Raw genomic sequence first — 24,910 nt, 5'->3', positions numbered from 1 at the left:
CCCTATTTCACTCATTACTACATACCCCCTCAACAAAAAGGAAGAATTTATCTGGTGGTAAAAATGGAACAAACTGACACCCCGATCAAAGGCTCGTCAGAGGCCTTATGGCTGAGCTCTCTGGCCTTTACCGTGTGTTTTGCGGTATGGACAATTTTTTCAATTATCGGCATTGCGATACAGAAAAAATTGGGCTTGAGCCAGTCGGAACTCGGACTCCTCATAGCGACCCCCGTACTCACCGGTTCACTTGTGCGTATTCCACTTGGCATCTGGACCGAACAGATCGGTGGACGCATTATTTTTGTCTTATCGATGCTGGCTTCGGCCTTATCGACATTTCTTCTCACTTTTGCCCACACCTACACATGGATGTTGATAGCGGCTCTCGGGATTGGCATTGCCGGCGGCACATTTTCTGTGGGCGTTGCCTATGTTTCGCGCTGGTTCAGCGCCAAAAGACAGGGTCTGGCACTGGGTATTTTCGGTGCTGGCAATGTTGGTGCAGCCGTCACCAAGCTTGGTGCGCCATGGGTGATGAGCTGGTGGGGAAGCTGGGAAGGTGTGGCCTATATCTGGGCACTTGTGCTCGTTATCACGGCTGTGATCTTCTGGCTCTTTACGTCCGATGATCCTGTGCTCGTCGAACAACGCCGTTCTGGCAGAAAACCGCAAAGTGCTTTGCTTGAACTGGCTCCTTTGAAGAAACTGCAAGTGTGGCGTTTTTCCTTCTATTACTTCTTCGTATTCGGTGGATATATCGCTTTGGCAACATGGTTGCCGCACTATTTGCAGGATGTTTATTCAATCGACCTGTGGCTTGCCGGCGTTATCGCAGCACTCTATTCGATACCTGCATCGCTCTTCCGTGCCTATGGCGGTTATCTTTCCGATAAATATGGCGCACGTCGTGTCATGTATTGGACACTGACAATGTGTACCATTACATGTTTCATCCTCTCCTATCCTCCGACACAATACACGGTTGAAACGGCGAAAGGTCCATTCACCTTCACATTTGCTATCAGCCTTGTCGGTTTTGCGATTGTCGTTGCCATACTCGGCTTCTTCATGGCTCTCGGGAAAGCGGCTGTTTATAAGCATATTCCTGTTTATTACCCGAAAAGCGTCGGTGCCGTTGGCGGCCTCGTCGGTATGATGGGCGGACTTGGCGGATTTATCCTGCCCATTCTCTTCGGTGAAGTCCTCGACATCACCGGAATCTATTCAACCTGCTTCATGATTTTATTTGTCATTTCACTCGCGGCACTCATCTGGATGCATGTTTCAATCCTTATGATGAACCACCGCAAATTGGTAGAGCTCGGGCAAAAAACGCCTGAATTTCAGGAGTAATTCGCATGTCCAATCAAATTAATAAAGGTTATGTATTAACCGAATGGAATCCCGAAGATAGCAGTTTCTGGAATAATTACGGGCGCAAAATTGCCAACAAGAATCTCTGGTTGTCTATTCCGGCTCTGCTTCTTGCGTTTGCTGTTTGGCAGGTTTGGTCGGTGGTTGTGGCTGAATTGCCGCGTGCCGGTTTCAAATTCAGCTCGACACAATTGTTCTGGCTTACCGCTTTGCCGGGTCTTTCCGGAGCAACATTGCGTATTTTCTATTCCTTCATGGTGCCGATATTCGGTGGCCGCCGCTGGACGGCACTGACAACCGCCTCATTGTTGATACCGGCACTCGGAATCGGTTTTGCTGTGCAGGACGTCAATACCCCTTATTGGGTGATGGCGCTTCTTGCATTGTTGTGCGGCTTCGGTGGCGGAAACTTTTCTTCTTCCATGTCGAATATCTCGTTTTTCTACCCGAAAGCCGAAAAAGGCAAAGCCAGCGGCCTTAATGCCGGTTTAGGCAATCTCGGTGTGTCGGTTGTGCAATTTGTTGTACCGCTTGTTATTGCCACCAACGCTTTCGGCTGGTTAGGCGGCCACCCGCTCACTGTAACAGAAGCGAATGGTCACACTTCCGAGCTCTGGCTACAAAACGGTGCCTTTGTTTTCGTCCCCTTCATTGCTTTATCAGCCATATGCTGCTGGTTCGGAATGAACGACATTGCCGATGCCAAGGCTTCATTTTCCGATCAGGCCATTATTTTCAAACGTAAAGATAACTGGCTGATGTGTATTCTTTATATGGGAACTTTTGGCTCGTTCATCGGTTTTTCTGCTGCATTTCCACTTCTAATGCGGTTGACCTTTCCGGATGTAAATGTGGTGAACTATGTATTCTTGGGACCACTGATTTCGGCACTTGCACGTGCGGGTTTTGGTGGCGTAAGCGATAAAATCGGCGGTGGTCGTGTAACCTTCTGGGCATTTATCCTGATGATGCTTGCTCTGGGAGCCGCGCTTTATTTTGTTGCAAATCCCGGTAGCGCCGTTGCTTTCCCCGATTTCTTTGCTGCGTTCATGGTTTTGTTCTTTGCAACCGGTGTCGGCAATGCTTCAACCTTCCAGATGATACCGGTTATTATGAGCCGTGTTATCGACAAAACCATGCCAAATGCCACGGAAGAACAAAAGCGCCATCAAAGCGACCGTGAATCGGCTGCAATCACCGGCTTTACCGCCGCCATTGCTGCCTATGCCTTCTTTCTTATACCCGTAAGTTTTGCACTATCCAAAGATGCAACGGGTGGCCCGCAAGCCGCACTTTGGGGATTTATGATTTTTTACGTTATTTGCCTCGCCATCACATGGTTCTGTTACATCCGTAACGGAGCAATCCTCCATGTCGAAGGTCGTCGGACACAAAAATAACGCTGTAAGTTAAGGAGACCATTGATGAGTCTACTACTCGACCGCCTGAATTTTCTGGCACGAAAAAAACAACCGTTTTCTCATGGACATGGTGTTACAACCGATGAAAACCGTTCATGGGAAGACGCTTATCGCAAACGCTGGCAATATGACAAAATCGTGCGCTCGACGCATGGTGTTAATTGCACCGGTTCGTGCTCGTGGAAAATCTATGTCAAGGGTGGTATTGTCACTTGGGAAACCCAGCAGACCGATTATCCGCGTACCCGCCCTGATCTGCCCAACCATGAACCACGTGGCTGTCCGCGAGGCGCAAGCTATAGCTGGTATATGTATTCGGCAAACCGTGTAAAATATCCGCTTATCCGCGCGCGTCTTATCAAATTGTGGCGCAAGGAACGCGTGGTAAAAACACCGGTCGGTGCATGGGCTGCAATTCAGGAAAATCCTGAAAAACGGTCCGAATACCAGAAGGTGCGCGGGCTTGGTGGCTTTGTTCGCTCTACGTGGGACGAAGTCAACGAGATTATCGCTGCTGCCAATTCTTACACAATCAAGAAATATGGTCCCGACCGGATTATCGGGTTTTCGCCGATTCCGGCAATGTCCATGGTCTCCTATGCTTCCGGTTCGCGTTACCTGTCACTTCTCGGCGGTGTATGCATGTCTTTCTATGACTGGTATTGCGATTTGCCGCCTGCGTCTCCAATGACATGGGGCGAACAGACAGATGTGCCTGAATCTGCCGACTGGTATAATGCCGGTTTCCTTATGCTTTGGGGCTCCAACGTGCCGCAAACCCGCACACCGGACGCTCATTTTTATTCGGAAGCCCGCTATAAAGGCACAAAATCGGTGGTTGTTTCACCCGATTATTCGGAAGCAAGCAAGTTTGCCGATCTCTGGCTTCATCCCAAGCAAGGAACCGACGCAGCACTTGCCATGGCGCTCGGTCACGTTATTTTGCGCGAATTCCATCTGGAGCGTCAGGCTGAATATTTTGAAGATTATTGCCAGCGCTACACAGATATGCCGATGCTCGTCAGACTGGTGAACAGAAATGGCCACTTCATTCCTGACCGGTTGCTGCGTGCCTCCGACTTTGCCGATAAGCTCGGTGAAACCAATAATCCCGAATGGAAAACTGTCGCCGTTGATATGAAAAGCGGTGAATATGTTGCACCGCTCGGCTCTTCCGGTTTCCGTTGGGGTGAAAAAGGCAAATGGAACCTAGAATCGAAAGATGGCAAGGGTCGTGAGGTCACATTGGAAATGAGCTTCATGCTTGAAGGCGAGCATGACGCCGTTGCCGATGTCGATTTTCCCTATTTCGCAAGTCGCGAACACAGTTTCGATGACGGCACCGATCATAATAGTGTTTTGACGCGCAAAGTCCCTGCCCGCAAATTGAAATTGCCGGAAGGCGAGGTTGTCGTCGCTACCGTTTTTGACCTGTTTGTTGCCAATTACGGCTTGGAACGCGGTTTCAAAGACAAAAACTGTGCAAGTTCCTATGATGAAAATATTCCTTATACTCCCGCATGGGCAGAAAAGATCACGGGCGTTTCGCGCGACAAAATCATAACAGTTGCTCGGGAATTTGCCCGCAATGCCGAAAAGACCAAAGGTCGCTCGATGGTTATTCTCGGTGCGGGTATCAATCACTGGTACCATATGGATATGAACTATCGCGGCATTATCAATATGCTCGTTATGTGCGGTTGTATCGGCCAATCCGGTGGTGGCTGGAGCCACTATGTCGGACAAGAAAAATTGCGCCCGCAAACCGGTTGGGCTCCACTTGCTTTCGGTCTTGACTGGTCGCGCCCACCACGCCAAATGAACGGCACGTCGTTTTTCTATGCCCATACCGATCAATGGCGCTATGAAACTGTGAAAGTGAGCGAATTGTTGTCGCCAACCGCTCCCGAAGGGCCGTGGGATGGTGCATTGATTGACTATAACATCCGTGCCGAACGCATGGGATGGTTGCCGTCGGCACCGCAATTGAAAGCAAATCCGATCAACCTTGTGAGAGAAGCGGAAGCTGCCGGTAAAGACCCGAAAGATTATATCGTTGACGGTCTGAAATCGGGCAGCCTGCAAATGTCGTGCGAAGATCCGGATGATCCGGTCAACTGGCCACGCAACATGTTTGTCTGGCGCTCGAACATTCTCGGTTCGTCAGGTAAAGGACACGAATATTTCCTTAAACACTTCCTTGGCACTGCCAATGGCGTTTTGGGCAAGGATTTGGGAGATCAGGGACGGGTCGAGACCAAAGAAGCCGTCTGGCATGACGAAGCGCCGGAAGGCAAACTTGATCTTCTCGTAACACTCGATTTCCGTATGTCTACAACCTGTGTCTATTCCGATATCGTGTTGCCCACTGCAACATGGTACGAAAAGAACGACCTTAACACGTCGGACATGCATCCCTTCATCCACCCGCTTTCAAGCGCAGTCGATCCGGCTTGGGAAGCAAGATGCGACTGGGATATTTTCAAGGGCCTTGCCGAGAAATTTTCCGAAGTGTCTAAGGAGGTTCTGGGCGTTGAAAAAGATGTCGTTTTGTCTCCGAGCCAGCACGATACCGCAGGCGAGCTTGGTCAGCCATTCGATGTCAAGGATTGGAAAAAGGGCGAAATCGAACCCATTCCCGGCAAAACTATGCCGGCCATTGCAGTGGTCGAACGCGACTATCCGAACATCTACAAGCGTTTTACCGCCCTTGGTCCTTTGATGAAAAAAGTCGGCAATGGTGGCAAAGGTATCAACTGGAAAACCGAAGAGGAAGTCGATCTCGTCGGCCGTATCAATGGCGTTGTTGAAGATGAGGGTGCCACAAAAGGCATGCCAAGCATTGCAACCGATATTGATGCAACCGAAGTCATTTTGACTCTCGCACCGGAAACCAATGGCGAAGTTGCTGTCAAGGCATGGGAAGCTTTGGGTGAACATACGGGACGTGACCACACGCATCTGGCTTTGCCCAAGGAAGACGAGAAGATCCGTTATCGCGACATTGTTGCCCAGCCGCGTAAAATCATTTCGTCACCCACGTGGTCCGGTCTTGAATCAGAAAAAGTCTGTTATAATGCCGGCTATACCAATGTGCACGAATTGATCCCGTGGCGCACTATCACCGGTCGTCAGCAACTTTATCAGGATCATTTGTGGATGCGTGCCTTTGGCGAAGGTTTCTGCGTTTATCGCCCGCCGATTGACACCAAAACGGTGACAACAGCAATCGAAGCCAAGGCCGGTGACAAGCCGCATCTGATTTTGAACTTCATAACCCCGCACCAGAAATGGGGCATCCATTCGACCTATTCCGACAATCTGTTGATGTTGACTTTGAACAGAGGCGGACCGGTTGTCTGGATTTCTGAAAATGATGCTCGAAAGGCCGGTATTGTCGATAATGACTGGGTGGAAGCTTTCAATGCCAATGGCTCGCTTGTTGCCCGTGTCATCGTTTCACAGCGCATGAAAGACGGAACGGTCTTCATGTATCACGCCCAGGAAAAAATCGTAAATGTTCCGGGCTCGCCTTTAACCAAACAACGCGGAGGGATCCATAACTCGGTGACTCGCGTTATTACCAAACCGACCCATATGATCGGCGGCTATGTCCAACAATCATACGGTTTCAATTATTACGGCACTGTCGGCGCCAATCGCGACGAGTTTGTGGTGGTACGCAAACTTGACCATGTCGATTGGATGGATGGTGAAGCAAATTCGGCAATGAAGGAGGCCGCAGAATGAAGGTTCGCGCGCAAATAGGTATGGTTTTAAACCTCGATAAATGTATCGGTTGCCATACCTGCTCTGTCACCTGCAAAAATGTCTGGACGAACCGTGAAGGCGTCGAATACGCCTGGTTCAACAATGTCGAGACCAAACCCGGCATCGGTTTTCCCAAAGATTGGGAAAACCAGAAACGCTGGAATGGCGGCTGGATAAGAAAATCGAATGGCAAAATACGTCCGCGCATGGGCGCAAAGTGGCGTGTTCTTTCCAAAATTTTTGCCAATCCCGATCTGCCGGAGATTGACGATTATTACGAACCGTTCGATTTCGACTATGAGCATTTGCAAACGGCAAAAGAGTCAAAAACCATGCCGGTTGCCCGTCCGCGTTCCAAGATTACCGGCGAGCGCATGGATAAAATCAAATGGGGGCCGAATTGGGAAGATGTCCTTGGTGGCGAATTTTCCAAGCGCTCCGAAGATTACAATTTTGCCAATGTCGAAAAAGAAATTTACGGCGAATTTGAAAATACATTCATGATGTATTTGCCGCGTCTTTGCGAACATTGCCTTAACCCTGCCTGCGTGGCCGTTTGCCCTTCAGGTGCAATTTATAAGCGCGAGGATGACGGCATCGTTCTCATTGATCAGGAAAAATGCCGCGGCTGGCGTATGTGTGTTTCCGGCTGTCCGTATAAGAAGATCTATTTCAACTGGTCTTCGGGAAAATCGGAAAAATGCATTTTCTGCTATCCGCGCATTGAAAGCGGTATGCCGACAGTTTGTTCGGAAACTTGTGTCGGGCGTATCCGTTATCTTGGTGTGATGCTTTATGATGCCGACAAGATTTCCGATGCTGCCGCTACAGAAGGCGAACAGGATCTTTATGAGGAACAATTGAAGATTTTCCTTGATCCGAATGACCCTGCTGTTATCGAACAGGCACGTAAAGACGGTGTCAGTGACGAGTGGATTGAAGCTGCCCAACATTCGCCTGTCTATCAAATGGCAATGAAATGGAAAGTAGCTTTTCCGCTTCACCCTGAATATCGCACTTTGCCGATGGTCTGGTATATTCCGCCGCTTTCGCCGCTGCAATCGGCTGCCGAAGCCGGCAAGCTTGAAATGGACGATTTCATTCCCAATGTCCGCTCGTTGCGCATCCCCGTGCGTTACCTTGCCAATTTGTTGACTGCCGGAAAAGAAGCACCGGTTGTTTCGGCACTTGAACGTATGCTTGCCATGCGCGCTTATATGCGTGCCAAATCTGTCGATGGTGAATATCGTCCGGAATATGCGGAAAAAGTCGGCCTGACACCTGAAATGATCGAACACATGTATCAGGTCATGGCGATCGCCAATTATGAAGACCGTTTTGTCATTCCGACATCACATCGTGAAGTGAGTGAAGATGCCTATGATCTGCGTGGGTCTTGCGGCTTTTCATTCGGCAACGGATGTTCGGGCGGCAATTCAAAGGGTGATCTTTTCGGTTCAAAGGGCAAGAAAGTCGTCACAACACCGACTGACTTATTGAAGGAGAGCGCGTAATGAATTCCGATCTCAAAATCATTTCCTTACTTTTAAGCTATCCGGAAGAAGAATTGCAGCAATCGGGAAACCTCATCAGAGCAACGCTCGATCAGCTTTCCGATCTTGATGCGGCAGAAATTGTCGGGCTAAAAAGTCTGGTCTCGGCAATTTCCGATCGCGACATTTATGAAGTACAGGAAGACTACGTTTTGCTTTTTGACAGAACGCGGTCTTTGTCGCTCCATCTTTTTGAACATGTTTACGGTGAAAACCGCGATCGCGGACAGGCTATGGTCGACCTCAAGGACATGTATGACCAAGCCGGTTTTGAAATCGATGCTCACGAAATGCCGGATTATCTGCCGATGTTTCTGGAATTTCTGTCAACAAGAAGTGACGAGGAAGCACGCCATCTTCTCGGCGAAACCTTGCACATCATTTCCGCAATCCGGCAAAGATTGCAAAAACGCGGGTCGGTTTATGCTGCTGCATTCGTGGCACTCGAAAGCCTGTCTGGTAAACGAGCCGACGAGGCACTAACAGCCGAAATCGTCAGCCGTAAAGAAGATGACCCGAATGACCTTGAGGCTCTCGACCGTATCTGGGAAGAGGAAGCCATTACTTTCGGTGGCAACCAGGGTGAAAATGATTGCGGGCCCGACCGGTTACAACGTCGCATCCGCGCCCAGCACCGCGATGCTTCTACGCAAATTTAAGGATAGAGAGACAATGTTGCACTTTTTCCATACACTCATATTCGGGGTCTATCCCTATATCGCTTTGACTGTTCTGGCACTTGGCTCGATTGTCCGTTATGACCGCGAGCCTTATACATGGCGGGCAAGTTCCAGCCAGTTGTTGCGTCGTAAACAATTGATGTGGGGTTCTGTTCTTTTCCATGTCGGTGTGTTGTTTATTTTTCTAGGCCATTTTGTCGGGCTTCTCACACCTATTGCTGTTTGGGATGCCTTGGGCGTCAGCCATAGCTTCAAACAGGTTGTTGCCATGACAGCCGGTGGCATTGCCGGAGCCATGGCCATTATCGGCGCAACAATGCTTGCCCACCGGCGGTTGTTCGACCCGCGGGTCAGGGCAACGTCAAGCACAACAGATACATTGATTATTCTTCTGTTGTGGGCACAGCTTTTCCTCGGCCTTGCAACCATACCTTTTTCGATGCAGCATCTCGACGGTCATGAAATGGTCAAGCTGATGGACTGGGCACAGGGAATATTCACCTTCAACCTTGCAGCTTCAAGCTATATCACCGATGTGGCTTTTGTATTCAAACTGCACCTTTTCCTCGGTCTTACCATTTTGCTTTTGTTCCCGTTTACACGTCTCGTTCATATGCTGAGTGCGCCGGTGCGTTATATCTGGCGCACGGGATATCAGGTTGTTCGTAAAAAAGACCGCCTGCCCGTTCACATCCGTAGAGAAGTAACGGAGTAAAACTGCGGATAAAGGAGTAATTGTCTATGGCGACAACGGTAAAAGTCGAACATTCGGGATTAAAAAAAATAGTGGTTCCCCCCTCCCCCACAAAGCAGGAAATCGACACGAGAATTCCGCCAAAAGCCAAGCCGCTATTCAAAGAGGTGAGCGTCAATGGCGTTGTCATTCCCGAAGTCGATATTCTGCAAGAAGCACAAAATCATCCGGCTCCAACGCCGGGTGAAGCGCTTCTTGAAGCTGCGCGTTCATTGGTTATCCGTGAACTTTTGTGGCAGGAAGCAAAAGACAAAAATCTTGTTCCCGATAATGAAGACAGTGCACGGGAAGAGAGTGCTGGTGAAGATAACGCGGGAGAAGACAGTGGCCAGCAAACAAAGCTTGATGCGGCAATCTCTGCCCTTCTCGAGAGTGAAATAAAAACACCTGAAGCAAGTGAAGAAGATTGCAAAGCTTTTTATGATCGTGATCCGTCACGCTTTTCAACCGAAACGATCTGGCAAGTCAGACACATTCTTGTTAGCTCCAATCCGAAAGACAAAAAAGCTTTCGATCAAGCACGAGAGAAAGCTTATGCCATTTTGGAACAGGTGAAAAAAAATCCGCAAAACTTTGCCACAATTGCGAAAGATATTTCTTCCTGCCCTTCAGCAGCTCAAGGTGGCAATCTTGGTCAGATAACACGCGGGTCGACTGTGCCGGAATTTGAAAATGCTTTGAAAAAGGCAAAAAAAACGGGGCTATTGATGCAACCAATCGAGAGCCGTTATGGTTATCATATTGTCGAAATAAACCAGATTATCCCGGGAGAAATTCTTCCGCTGGAATTGGTAAAAGAAAAAATTGCTGCCTGGCTCGAGGCGTCAAGCTGGTCAAAAGCTGTTCAACAATATATAGCAATTTTGGCCGGAAAATCCCATATCACGGGTATTGATTTGAAATCCGGTGAGGGACCTCTTGTCCAGTAAGGAGTTTAGAGAGTGCAAAAAACACCAGAATCAAAGTTAGTTGATCCTTTTGGCAGGAAGATCAGCTATCTGCGACTTTCTGTAACCGATCGTTGTGATTTACGCTGTGTTTACTGCATGGCGGAAGAAATGGTGTTTTTACCCAAAAAAGAGCTTCTGACAATCGAAGAACTCTACCGCGTTGCAAGCCGGATGATTGATCTTGGTGTCACAAAAATCCGTCTTACCGGTGGTGAACCACTGGTACGGCGCAACATTATGGTATTGTTTGAAATGCTGGGGAAGCATCTCGGACATGGTCTTGAAGAATTAACGTTGACAACCAATGGAACATTGCTTGCCCGTTATGCCGAGGCACTTGTTCAAAATGGTGTCAAACGTGTCAACGTCTCTCTTGATACACTTGACCCTGTCCGCTATCACCAATTGACCCGTCGCGGTGACATTGCCCATGTGCTTGCCGGCATTGACGCGGCACAAAAAGCCGGATTGAAAGTTAAATTGAACGCTGTTGCCATGCGTGGCGGCTTTCTCGGTGAAGTTGACGATCTCATCCGTTTTGCCCACGGGCGCGGTATGGATCTTACAGTTATTGAAGAAATGCCTATGGGCTATACCGGTCATGACCGTTATGAAACATTCCTGTCACTCGGCGCTTTGCGTAAAAGTCTTGAACAACGCTGGACATTGGTTCCGGATGCCCATTGTTCAGGCGGCCCTGCCCGTTATGTAACAGTCAAGGAAACAGGGGGTAGACTTGGTTTCATTACCCCGCTTTCATGCGATTTCTGTGCTTCGTGCAATCGTGTGCGCATCGGTTCGACCGGTAAATTTTATCCTTGCATGGGGCAATCCGGCATGGTCGAATTGCGTGAAGCTATCAGAAGCTCGGAAAGTGATGAAAAACTGACAGAACTTATCCTGAAAGCAATTGACAGCAAGCCGAAGGGGCATGAATTTTCAATCGAAAAAGATGGCATTTGTGGATTAAGCCGTCACATGTCGGAGCTCGGCGGTTGATTGCAGTTCACCTGCGACATAAAAGCTGACAGAGCCGCTTAAACAGTACGGAAAACATCGTTATTTGTAACCGGAATTGGTCGTCGGGCACGAACTCTAAAATTCGTTCGTTTTCTTGGTGATGGTCAAAATTACCAGCGCCCGTTTTCAAGCGCATCCTCTGCGGTGTGAGCTAGACGATCAAACCAGATTTTTTTGTCTTTTATCTGATCAAACAGGAAAGTTTCAAAACCTCTTTCCAGCGGCTTTAAACAGGCAAAAAACTTGTTCAATCAATCTTCCCATCAAATAAAATAAGCACTGTATCGGGCTACAGTGCTTATATTCCCGTTTACCAACTTTTTCGGTGATAAATTTCGTAAAGAATGCGCTTTTTTAAAAGCATTCCTAAACTAACCGCCAAGAGACCGTTTTTCTCTTCCCCGACAGAAATTCAACCTCAAAGTTTAACTTCTGAAGGCAAGGGTTTGTCGGCAAAAAAGGCGTCGATATTTTCCACCACAAGATCGGACATTCTGTCGCGTGTTTCAACAGTACCACTGCCATGGTGGGGATAGAGAACCACATTCTCGAGCTTATAGAATGCCGGATTGATATTCGGCTCGTTAAGATAGACATCAAGACCGGCCGTTTCCAATTCTTTGCTTTGCAAGGCTTTAATCATGGCGTCTTCGTCGATAACCGTGCCGCGAGAGATATTGATAAGGGAACCGCGGTTTCCAAGTGCTGCAATCACCTCTTTGGAGATGAGCTTTTCAGTTTCCTTGCCGCCGGTTACTGCAACAACCAGAATATCCGACCACTTGGCAAGTTCGACAAGCGAGGGGAAAAACTGATAAGCGACATCCGGTTTTTTATGGCGTCCGTAATAACCGATTGTGAGCCCGCAACTTTCAAACCGCTTGGCAATAGCGTGTCCAATCCGCCCGAGACCGACGACACCGGCGCGTTTTCCGGCAGTCGTTTCTGTGAGCGGCATCGGGCCTTTCTTGGCCCACTCGCCGGAACGCACATAATGATCGCCAAAAACAAGCCTGCGACGGGCGGCAAGCATCAACATCAATGCGACATCGGCAACGTCATCGGTTAATACATCCGGCGTATTGGTTAAATGGATTTTATGCTCTTTCAAATCCTTGAGATTAACCTGATCAAACCCCGCCGTTACACAGGCGACAAGCCCGACCTGAGGCAATTTTGAAATCAGATTTTTGTCAAAAACAATATTGCCTGAGCTGATGACTGCTCGACAATTTTGTGCATTTTTATCAATAAAATCGGCTCTATCTTTTGCAAGATCCGCGCGCAACAAGTGATAGCGCTTGTCGATGTCTTTCATTTGACGCTCTTCAAGCGGACTTAGTACCAATATATCCTGTTTCACATTATTCTCCCTCTGGTTTTATTAAAATATTTTTCAAGGAAAGATATTAATGAATGAAAAACTGTAATGTCTATCGAAAAATTCAAATACCACCAATGATTTAAAAGTCCTGATAAGCATTGCTCCGATTTTGCCGTTTTTCCTGTCTCTATGTTTCCAAAGTCGCTTTGACATAGCGGGTAAAACTATTATCATTTGCTCGAAAAACACGTCGTTTCGCGATTTTTAATTTTAAAAGGAAAACCTCGCAATGAATGAAGACCAATCTGTTATCGATCCTCAAAAACTTGACCGGCTCGCAGAAGTGGCTGTCAAGGTCGGTCTCAACCTGCAGAAAGGTCAAGATCTCGTTCTCACAAGCCCGCTTGCTGCACTTCCACTCGTACGCCGGATTGCCCATCATGCTTATAAAGCCGGCGCCGGTGTCGTTACCCCTATTTTCAGTGATGAAGAAATGACGCTTGGCCGTTTCAAAGATGCTCATGACAAGAGTTTCGACAAGGCAGCAAGCTGGCTTTATGAAGGTATGGCAAGAGCCTATGCAAACGGTGCGGCACGACTTGCTATTGCTGGAGATAATCCGTCGCTTCTTGCTAACGAAGACCCTGCCAAAGTTTCACGGGTCAATAAAGCTACATCTCTTGCCTATCAACCGGCGCTCGAAAAAATTGCGGGCTTTGATATCAACTGGAATATCGTTTCCTATCCCAATCCGTCATGGGCGGCTGTGGTTTTTCCCGATTTACCAATCATCGAGGCGACAAAAAAACTTGCTGATGCGATATTTGCTGCTTCCCGTGTTGATAAACCGGATGCAATCGGCGCATGGAAAGACCATAATGCCAATTTGAAAAAACATGCAAAATGGCTAAACGACCAACGCTTCTCCGCTCTCCATTATAGTGGTCCCGGAACAGATTTGACCATCGGCCTTGCTGATGGCCACGAATGGCAAGGTGGCGCCTCGAAAGCAAAAAATGGCGTTATCTGCAACCCGAATATTCCGACCGAAGAAGTTTTCACAACGCCACACGCCCATCGTGTTGAAGGTTATGTAAGCTCGACAAAGCCCCTATCCTATCAAGGCACATTGATTGACAAAATCAAAGTCCGTTTTGAAAAGGGGCGCATTGTCGAAGCGCACGCTTCGAAAGGCGAAAAAGTATTGCAACAGATCCTTGATACCGATGAAGGTGCTCGCCATTTGGGCGAAGTTGCACTCGTTCCCAATTCGTCGCCGATTTCTGCAAGCGGTCTGTTGTTCTATAACACATTGTTTGATGAAAATGCCGCCTGCCATATTGCCCTTGGGCAGTGCTATTCGAAATGCTTCTTGAAAGGAGCCGCACTTTCTAAAGAGCAAATCGAAAAACAGGGTGGCAATAAAAGCCTTATTCATATCGACTGGATGATCGGGTCCGGAGAAATCGATATTGACGGTATCACTGCTGACGGGAAAAAAGTTCCGGTTTTCAGGAAAGGCGAATGGGCATAATTGCGCCCATTTTTTTGAACAACCCGATTTAAAAAATACGGATTTCGTTTTTTGCTAAAAATTCGAAATCCGTTTTTAAAATAACTAAAAACAACAAAAAGGCCGGGGGAAACCCGACCTTCCGTTATGCGTTGACTGCCAGTACATCCGTGGTCAATCATCGCGTTGTTAAGCCTTATCTGTGGTCGTTATCTCTGTTTTTCAAGATGATAACATTTATTTGTACTTAGAAATTGACAGAAAAAGGTTAACAATTGGTTAATTTGCCAATTCAATCGTCCATATTAAAGTGACATTAATTAATAACCCGATTTTTCATGAACCGCTTTAATGAGTGCATATTCGGTAAACCTTGATCCGATGACAGTTTTAAAAAGTTGATGATTTATTGTTCAATAAAAATGACATTCCGTCATTTACAACATTCTTTTTTTCGTGAGAAAATTTTTTGTCTTACCTTAAAATCGGCTTTCGCAACGATTATTTTGTAAAAAAACAATGTTATATACCTGAACCGGAGCGGCTGAAACAAATTCCCGCTTAGAACCCAAGAACAATCGGATATGCCTGAACTTCCTGAAGTTGAAACTGTCAAACGTGGTCTCGAACCAAGTTTCACCCATGCAAAGATAATAAACGTTAAACAAAACCGGCCGGATTTACGTTTTCCATTTCCGGAAAATTTTCAATCCCTTCTTACGGGGCGTGAAATTATCAGCCTCGGACGACGGGCAAAATATCTGCTTATCTATCTTGATAATGAGGAAACAATCATAAGCCATTTGGGTATGTCGGGTTCCTGGCGTGTCGAAAATAGAACACCCGGTTCCTATTATCATGAAAAAAACAAGCTTGCCGCACATGACCATTTTGAAATGGATATCAGAACAGAAAACGGCGAGCTTTTACATGCCGTCTATAATGATCCACGCCGTTTCGGCTTTATGCTGTTGACAAAAACGGCTGACCTTGAACACCATAAATTATTGGCCCATTTAGGCCCCGAACCAACCGGAAACAGTCTTTCCGGTGCCTATCTTAACGAGGTTCTACGTAACAGGTCTGCCCCTCTTAAAGCCGCACTTCTTGACCAGACCATCATTGCCGGACTTGGAAATATTTATGTCTGCGAGGCCTTATGGAGAAGTCACCTTTCTCCGAAACGGAAATCGCTAACACTCGGGAAAAAATCGGCAGCAGCGCAACAAAAATCGGCAATCCTTGCACAAAATATTCGTGATGTTATCAACGAGGCGATAGAGGCAGGCGGCTCTTCCTTGCGCGATTATGTCCATACAGATGGTTCGCTCGGCTATTTCCAACACCATTTTTCGGTCTATGGCCGAGAAGGAGAACCGTGTCTCCAATGCGGAAACCCAATAAAACGCATTGTCCAATCCGGTCGTTCGAGTTTTTATTGCCCCCATTGTCAAACATAACGGCGGAAAGTTGTAAAAGCAGAAAATATCGTATCGACTATAAGAAGAGCGACGTGAACATGCCAAAAATGATGTTAACAACTTGCAAAACGGCTTAAGAGGCTTAAAGTTGTTTTCCAATCAACAAACCGCAGGTGCACTCCATGCTTGACAAAGTTTTATCCCGTCTTGATTCAAATCTTGATAATAGTCTCGAACATCTTTTCGAACTTTTACGTATTCCTTCTATTTCCACTGACCCCAAATATAAAGAGGATTGCCGCAAAGCTGCCGATTGGCTGGTCAATGACTTGAAATCGATCGGTTTTGAAGCTTCGCGCCGCGATACCACAGGCAATCCTATGGTTGTCGCCCACCATCCGGGTCCGACAAAAGATGCACCCCATGTTCTGTTTTATGGTCACTATGATGTACAGCCGGTTGACCCCCTTAACCTTTGGGAAGATGATCCCTTTGACCCGAAAATAAAACAGTTAAACGGTGAAAAGGTTATTGCCGCGCGCGGCGCCGGTGATGACAAGGGACAGCTTATGACCTTTGTCGAGGCTTGCCGTGCTTTCAAGAAGGAAACCGGTAGCCTTCCGATTGCGATCACAATTCTGTTCGAGGGGGAAGAAGAATCCGGCTCTCCTTCACTACAACCGTTTTTACATGCCCATAAAGACGAGTTGAAAGCCGATTATGCTCTGGTTTGTGATACCAGCATGTGGGATGCCGATACACCGTCCATATCCATTGCGTTAAGAGGCATGGTAAGTGACGAAATCATTATCCATGGTGCCGATCGCGATCTTCATTCCGGTCATTTTGGCGGTGCTGCAGCAAATCCTATTCAAATTCTTGCAAAAATTATTGCAGGCCTGCACGATGAAAACGGCCATGTAACCCTTAAAGGATTCTATGACGGGGTTGAAGAAACACCGGAAGCTGTCTTGAAATCCTGGAATGCACTCAATCGTGGTCCTAAAGAATTTTTAGGACCTGTCGGCTTATCGATTCCGGCGGGCGAAAAAGGCCGTTCCGTCCTTGAACTCGTATGGGCAAGACCGACCGCCGAGGTCAATGGCATCAGCGGCGGCTATGAAGGAGAAGGCTTCAAGACAGTAATTGCTGCCAAAGCCAGTGCAAAAATTTCTTTCAGACTTGTCCACAAACAGGATCCGGAAAAAATCAGAAAATCATTTCGTGATTATGTTTGCTCGCAAATTCCGGCTGACTGCTCTGTCGAATTCAAAGATCATGGGGCTTCACCAGCAATCGAACTGGCCTATGATTCGCCCCTTGTTCAACTCGCCAAGAAAGCTTTGACCGAAGAATGGCACAAACCGGCTATTCTTGCAGCCATGGGCGGCTCGATTCCAATTGTCGGTGATTTCCAATCTTTCCTCGGAATGGAATCGCTGCTTGTCGGTTTCGGATTGGATGACGATCGCATCCATTCGCCGAATGAAAAATATAATCTCAAATCATTCCATAAAGGACAGCGATCCTGGGCAAGAATTTTAACTGCCTTGAGTAATGAATAGGATAATAAGAATGGCTAAAATACGCGTTCACAAAGGCGATTTGCCTGACCTGAAACATTATAATGTCAAGGAAGTTGCCATTGACACTGAAACTTTGGGACTGCACCCCCATCGCGACCGGCTCTGCGTCGTCCAGATTTCACCGGGAGATGGCACAGCCGATGTTATACAAATTGCCAAAGGGCAAAAGACAGCGCCCAATCTTGTAAAAATCCTTAGAGATCCGGATATTACCAAGATATTCCACTTCGGACGTTTTGACCTTGCTGTATTGGCTTTGACATTCGGTGTCATGCCGAGACCGGTTTTCTGCACAAAAATAGCCTCGAAACTCACCCGGACTTATACAGACCGGCATGGTTTGAAAGACTTGGTCGCCGAACTCCTCGAGATCAATATCTCCAAACAACAGCAATCCTCCGACTGGGGTGCTGACGAGCTTTCACCGGCTCAGGTTGAATATGCCGCAACAGATGTTCTCTATCTCCATCAATTAAAAGCGATACTTTCGGCAAGGTTGATCAGGGACGGACGCGAGAGTGTGGCAAAATCATGTTTCGAATTCCTGCCGTCAAGGTCGGAACTTGATCTTATCGGCTTTCCCGACGTCGATATTTTTGCCCATAGTTGATTCGCAAATCATATTTACAAATTAAAAAGCGCCGGTTTTCCGGCGTTTTTTTATACTTTGTTTACCATACTGAAGAGCTTTTGGTCCGAAAGGCCTAAAAAAATGCTCATTCGACTTGCTGTGGCATTTTTGTTACAGACTTTATGACCACACAAACTATATTGAACTCAATCGCAATACATTTCGCGTGGAGTTAACAAATGAAAATAAAATATCTCGTTGCTGCTTCGGCTTTGGCTTTAACCGCTGCTTCTAGCGCACAAGCTGCTGACGTTGTCATGAATCAGGAACCGGCTCCGGTTGTTGCCGCTCCTGCTTTCTCCTGGACCGGCTTCTATGCTGGTGGTCAAATCGGTGGTTCATGGTCTGACACAGACCAGAAGATCAAAGGCCGTAGCAACGTACAGAACTTTGCCGGCTTCGGTAAATCCTTCTCTCCGGATCCGTCAGGTTTCATCGGTGGTCTTTATGCCGGTTACAACTATGATCTCGGCAACAACATCGTAATTGGTGCCGATACCGACTGGGTATGGGGTGATATGGACGAAAGCGACAGCGCGACCTACCTCAAAGGCCAAGAAGGCGAATACAAAGTTAATGGCAAGATCAAAGAAAAATGGGCTGGATCAACCCGTGCTCGTATCGGCTACGCAATGGATCGCTGGATGCCTTATTTTGCTGGCGGTGTTGCTTATGCCAAGATCGACTCGGACGCCAAGTTCTCGGGTGCTCGTAACAGCAAGGTCAGCGATAGCGATACTTTGACCGGCTATACTCTGGGTGCCGGCGTTGATTATGCTATGACCGACCACATCATCCTTCGTGCTGAATATCGTTACACCGACTTCGGTGACCAAGACTACGGCAACAAGGACTTCAAATATAATGTAGATTACAAGACCAACGATGTACGCGTTGGCGTTGCCTACAAGTTCTAATTCTTTTTGAAGAATTAAAAAAGAAGCCCCGCAGAAAACTGTGGGGCTTTTTTTATTATCTTGTTCAACCTTTTTATCTCTTGTTTTGACTCCTTTTTATCTCTTGTTTTGCCTATTGATAGAACCAGAAGACCTGCATTCAATGGAAAGTTCGTCACAAAACCGGATAAAATGCAGGGCTATTCCATAAAAATGAAACATGGGAAACGGCTCTGGTCTCTTCTCTTTGACACAAAAATCGATTTGGCATATAAGTCGCCGTCTTGAAAAATTAACGGAAAATTTGCGAATCGACGTCGTAAAGCCCGGTTTTGATTCTGGTCAAAAAGCGTTTTCGACACTTTTTTAAAGAAACGACCTGCATTTTTTCTATATTTTTCAACCCTCCTCGCATTTTATTGAGGTTTTTGTTTCAGTTTTTGCGAGGTGTGTCTTTCGTGCTACAGCAATTCTTATCCGGATAAACTATATAAGTTCAGACGGCATTTTATTGCATTGGAGAATAAAAATGAAAATTAGATATCTTATTGCTGCTTCCGCAGCTGCTCTTACAGCAGCTTCTGCAGCACAAGCTGCTGACGTTGTAGCAAATCAGGAGCCGGCTCCTGTTGTTGCAGCTCCTGCTTTCTCTTGGACCGGTTTCTACGCTGGTGCCCAGATTGGTGGTTCCTGGTCAGATACAGACCTTCATGGTAAATATCGTACAAGCGCTACCAATTTCGACGGTAGAAAGAATTTCTCACCCGATCCGTCAGGCTTCATCGGTGGCATCTATGCCGGTTATAACTATGACCTCGGCAACAACATTGTCATCGGTGCCGATACCGACTGGGTATGGGGCGACATGGACGAGAACGACAAGAGTTCTGTACCATTTATTGGCGGCACAACCGGTACGCTCAGCGGCAAGTTGAAAGAACAGTGGGCTGGTTCAACCCGTGCACGTATCGGTTATGCAGTTGACCGCTGGATGCCTTACATCGCCGGTGGTGTTGCTTATGCCAAGGTTGATTCGAACTTCCGCGTTAAGGATTCTGCTGGCAAGGTTGTATCTGGCTTTTCAGCTAGCGATAGCGACACACTCGTCGGTTGGACAATCGGCGCTGGTTTCGACTATGCTATGACAGACCACATCATCTTGCGTGCTGAATATCGTTACACCGACTTCGGTGACGAAGACTACAGCAAGAACAACGTTAAATACAATGTTGACTACAAGACCAACGATTTCCGCGTTGGTGTTGCTTACAAGTTCTAATTTAAACGAACTTTGTTTTGGAAAGGCTCCGTATTTTACGGGGCCTTTTCTTTTTCTCGATTTTTCAGTTTTCTTTCTGTTTCATCTCATGATAAAGCCATGCATCATGAGTGTATATGACCCCGACCTTTGGACGTTACGAATTATTAGCCCGATCTTCACCCTTGCTTGAACATTGCAATGGTATGGAAGGTCGGGAGTTCAATGATTGCAAAACAGTAACGCCTACAGGAATTTTTAACATGTCAAATAAAGACCAAGCCATGGATTATTCAAAAACCCTTTATCTGCCTAAGACCGATTTTCCGATGCGTGCGGGACTGCCGCAAAAAGAACCGGAAATTGTCAAACGTTGGGAAGACATGGATCTCTATGGAGCACTACGCAAACAGGCAGTTGATCGTCCCCTTTATGTTTTGCATGATGGTCCTCCTTATGCCAATGGTGACATTCATATCGGGCATGCATTGAACAAGATCTTGAAAGATACCATCGTGCGGTCTTTCCAGATGCGTGGCTATAATGCCAATTATGTACCCGGCTGGGATTGCCATGGCCTGCCTATTGAATGGAAGATCGAAGAAAAATATCGGGCAAAGGGCAAGAATAAAGACGATATTCCGATTAACGAATTCCGTCAGGAATGTCGGGAATTTGCCAAACATTGGGTTAAAATCCAGTCGGAAGAATTCAAACGGCTTGGCATTATCGGCGATTTCAAAAATCCCTATACAACCATGGCTTTCCATGCGGAGGCTCGTATTGCCGGTGAATTGATGAAATTTGCCATGTCTGACCAGCTTTACCGCGGTTCCAAACCCGTTATGTGGTCGGTCGTTGAAAGAACCGCTTTGGCAGAGGCGGAGGTCGAATATCACGATGTTGAATCCGATACAATCTGGGTCAAATTTCCGGTTCTGAAAGCCAAGGCTGATGATTTGTCAGGGGCTTTTGTCGTCATTTGGACAACGACACCATGGACAATTCCCGGTAACCGTGCCGTTGCCTATTCTTCCCGCATTCCTTACGGACTTTATCAAGTTGTAGACGCTGAAAATGATTATGGCCCGAAGCCCGGTGAAAAACTGATTTTTGCTGAAGCGCTCGCTGAAGAAAGTGCAAAAAAAGCAAAACTGACTTTCAGAAAGCTTCGCTCATTGAATCCTTCCGAGCTTGATACGATGCTGCTTTCGCATCCGCTCAAAGGTTTTGCTAATGATTACGCCTTCAAAGTTCCGCTGCTCGATGGAGACCATGTCACGGCCGATTCCGGTACCGGTTTTGTCCATACAGCGCCAAGCCATGGGCGCGAAGACTTTGAAGTATGGGTTGCAAATAAAGGGAAAATCGAAAGTCTCGGCATCGATTCATCCATCCCCTTTCCGGTTGATGATGCCGGTTATTACACTAAAGATGCTCCGGGCTTCGGCCCAGATCGCGAAGGCGGTGCTTCGCGTGTTATTGATGATAACGGTAAATATGGTGATGCCAATAAAACCGTTATCGCTCTGTTGATTGAAAAAGACATGCTCTTTGCCCGCGGGCGTATCAAGCACTCTTACCCGCATAGCTGGCGCTCGAAAAAGCCCGTTATCTTCCGCAACACGCCACAATGGTTTGTCTACATGGACAAGAAACTTTCTGACGGAACCACATTGCGCGAACGCGCTCTCAAGGCCGTTCAGGATACACGTTTTGTACCACCGGCAGGACAGAACCGTATTGGTGCCATGATGGAAGATCGCCCTGACTGGGTATTATCCCGTCAACGTGCATGGGGTGTTCCCATTGCAATTTTCGTCAAGGAAAACGGTGAAATTCTCAAAGACGAGGCTGTCAACAAACGCATTGTCGATGCTTTCGAAAAAGAAGGTGCCGATGCCTGGTTCAAGGAAGGTGCGAGAGAGCGTTTTCTCGGTGAACATGCCAAAGAAGATTGGCAGCCTGTTCATGACATTCTTGATGTCTGGTTCGATTCGGGCTGCACACATGTCTTTACCCTTGAAGATCGGCCTGATTTGAAATGGCCGGCCGATCTTTATCTTGAAGGATCCGACCAACACCGCGGATGGTTCCATTCATCCATGCTGGAAAGCTGCGGAACGCGCGGAAGAGCGCCCTATAATACTGTTTTGACGCACGGATTTACGCTCGATGAACAAGGCAAGAAAATGTCGAAATCATTGGGGAATACCGTCGCGCCTCAAGATGTTATCAACACTTCTGGTGCCGATATTTTGCGCCTTTGGGTCATGACAACCGATTATTGGGAAGATCAGCGTCTGGGAAGAAATATCATTCAGACCAACGTCGATTCCTATCGGAAACTCCGCAATGTTATTCGCTGGATGCTCGGTACGCTTGCCTATGACGAGGGCGAAAATATCGCCTATGAAGATATGCCGGACCTTGAAAAGTTTATGCTGCATCGCCTTTACGAGTTGGACAGGCTTGTCAACGAAGCTTATGACGGTTTCGATTTCAAACGCATTACCCGTGCATTGCTCGATTTTTCAATCGTTGACCTCTCGGCTTTCTATTTCGATATCCGGAAAGATTCGCTTTATTGCGATGCGCCTTCTTCTATAAAACGCAAATCCGCAATCCATGTTGTCCGCGAGATTTTTGAACGCATGGTCACATGGCTTGCACCGATGTTGCCATTCACAATGGAAGAAGCCTGGCTTGAACGGCATCCGGAAAGCAAATCGGTTCACTTCGAACAATTCCGCAAAACACCGGATAGCTGGTGTGATAACGAATTGAACGAGCGCTGGCACAAAATCCGTCAGGTCCGTAAAGTGGTAACGGGCGCACTTGAACTTGAAAGAGCTGAAAAACATATTGGCTCCTCTTTGGAAGCAGCACCCGTTGTCTATATTTCCGACCTTGATTTGTTGAAAGCTGTCGAAGGTATGGATATGGCGGAAATTGCGATCACCAGCGATATTGTTATTACCAATGCCGAAGCCCCGGAAAATGCTTTCAAGCTCGATGATGTCAAGGGCGTTGCGGTGGAATTTCATAAAGCTGACGGTAAAAAATGTGCGCGTTCCTGGCGCTATACACAGGATGTCGGAAGTGATCCTGAATATCCGGATGTGTCAGCACGTGATGCCGCCGCCTTACATGAACTCCACGCACTCGGGAAAATCTGATCTCAATAAAAAACACTGGCAAAGTTTTCCTCTTTGCCAGTGAAGACTGTCTCTTGAGTGAACTTCACTACTTCCTGGTTGGTGGGGATTGCCGTAGAGGCATATGTCATGATATGGAAATGGACTATAGGTGCTAATGAACGGCACAAAATCATGGTTGTTATCCGCCTCAGGGTGGAATGGTGAAAGCAATTTTTGGCGGCACAGCCGGGAAAACGGATTAGCAGTGAAGAAACGCGAAGTAGCATTTATTGTATCGAGTATGGTTACGGCCGGTCTTATGCTGACAGGATGTGGTGTTTCCAGTCCGACTTATGGAACAGATAAATCCACCGGAAAGCAACTGATTGACGATTTTTCGAATATTGCATCAATCAGATCTAACACCAATAAAAATCAGGTTGACACCAAGCCGCGTCCGGAGCTTGTCCGTCCGGCTCCCGGCACAAAAGGCGTCCTGCCACAACCGCAAACCAACGTCGCCCAGACCGGAACACCGGATTGGCCGGAATCGCCGGAACAGAAGCGGCAGAGATTGCGCGACGAAGCAACGGCGAACCAGAACAATCCGAATTATGTTTCCCCGATTGTTCCTGATAGCGGCAAAGAAACAAAACCTACCGGATCGACGGAATGGCTTGACGGTATTCATCGCAACGAGCAAGTCAATAACGATAAGGAACAACGTGCCGAATATTTACGCCGCAAAAAAGAAAATGAAGGCGGCTCTCCAACCACACGCAAATATTTAAGCGAACCGCCTTTGAGTTATCGTCAACCGGCTGCATCCGCACCCGTTGGAGATAAAGGTGAGGATGAGGCGAAAAAAGAGCGTGAGAGGAAAAAAGCACTCAAAGAAAGCTCCGGCAAAAAGAGCTGGTGGCCTTTCTAAATATAAAGGCTGACCCCGTTCCTGAAATCTTTATTCTTTTGTCGAGACACTTCGGTCGGCTCCCGATAGGGGAAAGTTCGATTTTATTTATTTGAAGACCACGAAGATTGTTCGTTTGCTGACCGAAGCAGGAACAAACTAATTCTGTTATTCTTTTCATGGCGTCTTACCCTGATGTTATAATGCCGCTTTCAGCACTCGTTCCATTGACCTAACTCATCACATGTTCAATCGACAATGTGAATAACTCCAAACTTGGTGACGCAATCGTTGCGCCGATACCGGATTGAAAAGCTTTCGCCCTATCAAACGGCTATGGCGATTGGTGCATATGAAATCTATTTTTCTCAATAAATGGCTCTAGTTGGCCACCCCCGAAAGCCCGCCTCGGGTGAAAGCCTTATCGTTCATTTTTATTCGTAAAACGCATGATAAAATTAGTGTTCTCTGTTCAATTCAGTTGCCTGTTTCAGAAGCAAAGTCAATCTTCTATCAAAACGGATTTCCGGTAAAGGTTTCAAAATGATGATCGGGCAAGAGATTATTCGAGAAAGGGTGAAACTTCCTAAAACAGGTGCTTTCCCCCCTCCAAATTCGACATTTTTAAGTCTTCTTCGCTTCACAAGGTCAAAAATAGTCGTTCTTAACATACGGTGTTTCTCACCATTCTCCGCCCGATCGTTC

Annotated in this window: 15 protein-coding genes and 1 pseudogene; 15 read left to right on the top strand and 1 reads right to left on the bottom strand. The window is 47.2% G+C overall.

Features of this window, described 5'->3' with window-relative positions; all coding sequences use genetic code 11:
• Positions 1-63 precede the first annotated feature (63 nt).
• The 7 genes and pseudogenes from H3S82_RS11330 to moaA all read left to right on the top strand — a co-directional run bounded on the left by H3S82_RS11330 (position 64) and on the right by moaA (position 11,505).
• Positions 64-2,777: pseudogene (locus tag H3S82_RS11330) on the top strand (nitrate/nitrite transporter).
• Between the two features lie 24 nt (positions 2,778-2,801).
• Complete coding sequence (locus H3S82_RS03130; protein WP_198232822.1) at positions 2,802-6,548, top strand: nitrate reductase subunit alpha; 3,747 nt, start codon at positions 2,802-2,804, stop codon at positions 6,546-6,548.
• On the top strand, positions 6,545-8,083 hold the full coding sequence (narH, locus tag H3S82_RS03125) for a nitrate reductase subunit beta (RefSeq protein ID WP_198232821.1): 1,539 nt from the start codon (positions 6,545-6,547) through the stop codon (positions 8,081-8,083). Before H3S82_RS03130 ends, narH begins: the two co-directional genes overlap by 4 nt.
• Complete coding sequence (gene narJ, locus H3S82_RS03120) at positions 8,083-8,781, top strand: nitrate reductase molybdenum cofactor assembly chaperone (protein ID WP_198232820.1); 699 nt, start codon at positions 8,083-8,085, stop codon at positions 8,779-8,781. The genes narH and narJ overlap by 1 nt, the downstream gene beginning before the upstream one ends.
• A 13-nt stretch (positions 8,782-8,794) precedes the next feature.
• Positions 8,795-9,517, top strand: a complete 723-nt coding sequence (narI, locus tag H3S82_RS03115) for a respiratory nitrate reductase subunit gamma (protein WP_077970234.1) — start codon at positions 8,795-8,797, stop codon at positions 9,515-9,517.
• A gap of 26 nt (positions 9,518-9,543) precedes the next feature.
• Positions 9,544-10,485, top strand: a complete 942-nt coding sequence (locus H3S82_RS03110) for a peptidylprolyl isomerase (protein ID WP_210326712.1) — start codon at positions 9,544-9,546, stop codon at positions 10,483-10,485.
• Between the two features lie 12 nt (positions 10,486-10,497).
• Complete coding sequence (gene moaA, locus H3S82_RS03105; protein ID WP_198232819.1) at positions 10,498-11,505, top strand: GTP 3',8-cyclase MoaA; 1,008 nt, start codon at positions 10,498-10,500, stop codon at positions 11,503-11,505.
• A gap of 439 nt (positions 11,506-11,944) precedes the next feature.
• Here moaA and H3S82_RS03100 read toward each other — a convergent pair whose 3' ends face one another.
• On the bottom strand, positions 11,945-12,889 hold the full coding sequence (locus H3S82_RS03100; RefSeq protein ID WP_198232818.1) for a 2-hydroxyacid dehydrogenase: 945 nt from the start codon (positions 12,887-12,889) through the stop codon (positions 11,945-11,947).
• Positions 12,890-13,139: 250 nt separating this feature from the next.
• Between H3S82_RS03100 and H3S82_RS03095 the strand changes: the two genes are divergently transcribed.
• The 8 genes from H3S82_RS03095 (at position 13,140) to H3S82_RS03060 (ending at position 24,226) form a co-directional block, all read left to right on the top strand.
• The gene (locus tag H3S82_RS03095; RefSeq protein WP_077970231.1) at positions 13,140-14,384 is read left to right on the top strand and encodes an aminopeptidase; all 1,245 of its coding nucleotides are present in this window, start codon (positions 13,140-13,142) and stop codon (positions 14,382-14,384) included.
• A gap of 563 nt (positions 14,385-14,947) precedes the next feature.
• On the top strand, positions 14,948-15,823 hold the full coding sequence (gene mutM / locus H3S82_RS03090; RefSeq protein ID WP_198232817.1) for a bifunctional DNA-formamidopyrimidine glycosylase/DNA-(apurinic or apyrimidinic site) lyase: 876 nt from the start codon (positions 14,948-14,950) through the stop codon (positions 15,821-15,823).
• A gap of 143 nt (positions 15,824-15,966) precedes the next feature.
• Positions 15,967-17,349, top strand: coding sequence for a dipeptidase (locus H3S82_RS03085; RefSeq protein WP_198232816.1), 1,383 nt, complete (start codon positions 15,967-15,969; stop codon positions 17,347-17,349).
• Positions 17,350-17,359: 10 nt separating this feature from the next.
• The gene (locus H3S82_RS03080) at positions 17,360-17,980 is read left to right on the top strand and encodes a ribonuclease D (protein WP_198232815.1); all 621 of its coding nucleotides are present in this window, start codon (positions 17,360-17,362) and stop codon (positions 17,978-17,980) included.
• A 200-nt stretch (positions 17,981-18,180) separates the two neighbouring features.
• Positions 18,181-18,918, top strand: a complete 738-nt coding sequence (locus H3S82_RS03075; protein ID WP_077970224.1) for an outer membrane protein — start codon at positions 18,181-18,183, stop codon at positions 18,916-18,918.
• 508 nt (positions 18,919-19,426) lie between these two features.
• Complete coding sequence (locus H3S82_RS03070) at positions 19,427-20,176, top strand: outer membrane protein (RefSeq protein ID WP_198232814.1); 750 nt, start codon at positions 19,427-19,429, stop codon at positions 20,174-20,176.
• Between the two features lie 242 nt (positions 20,177-20,418).
• Positions 20,419-23,334 (top strand): isoleucine--tRNA ligase, encoded by a 2,916-nt coding sequence (gene ileS / locus H3S82_RS03065; RefSeq protein ID WP_198232813.1) that lies wholly within the window; start codon positions 20,419-20,421, stop codon positions 23,332-23,334.
• Positions 23,335-23,596: 262 nt separating this feature from the next.
• A complete protein-coding gene (locus tag H3S82_RS03060) occupies positions 23,597-24,226 on the top strand; it encodes a hypothetical protein (RefSeq protein WP_078040306.1) in 630 nt (209 codons plus the stop codon).
• The last annotated feature ends 684 nt before the right edge of the window (positions 24,227-24,910 follow it).

The organism is Bartonella sp. M0192 (assembly GCF_016102305.1).
Taxonomy (GTDB): Bacteria; Pseudomonadota; Alphaproteobacteria; order Rhizobiales; family Rhizobiaceae; genus Bartonella; species Bartonella apihabitans.
Note: the sequence above shows the minus strand (reverse complement) of the source record. Positions and strands in the feature narration are given on the sequence as shown.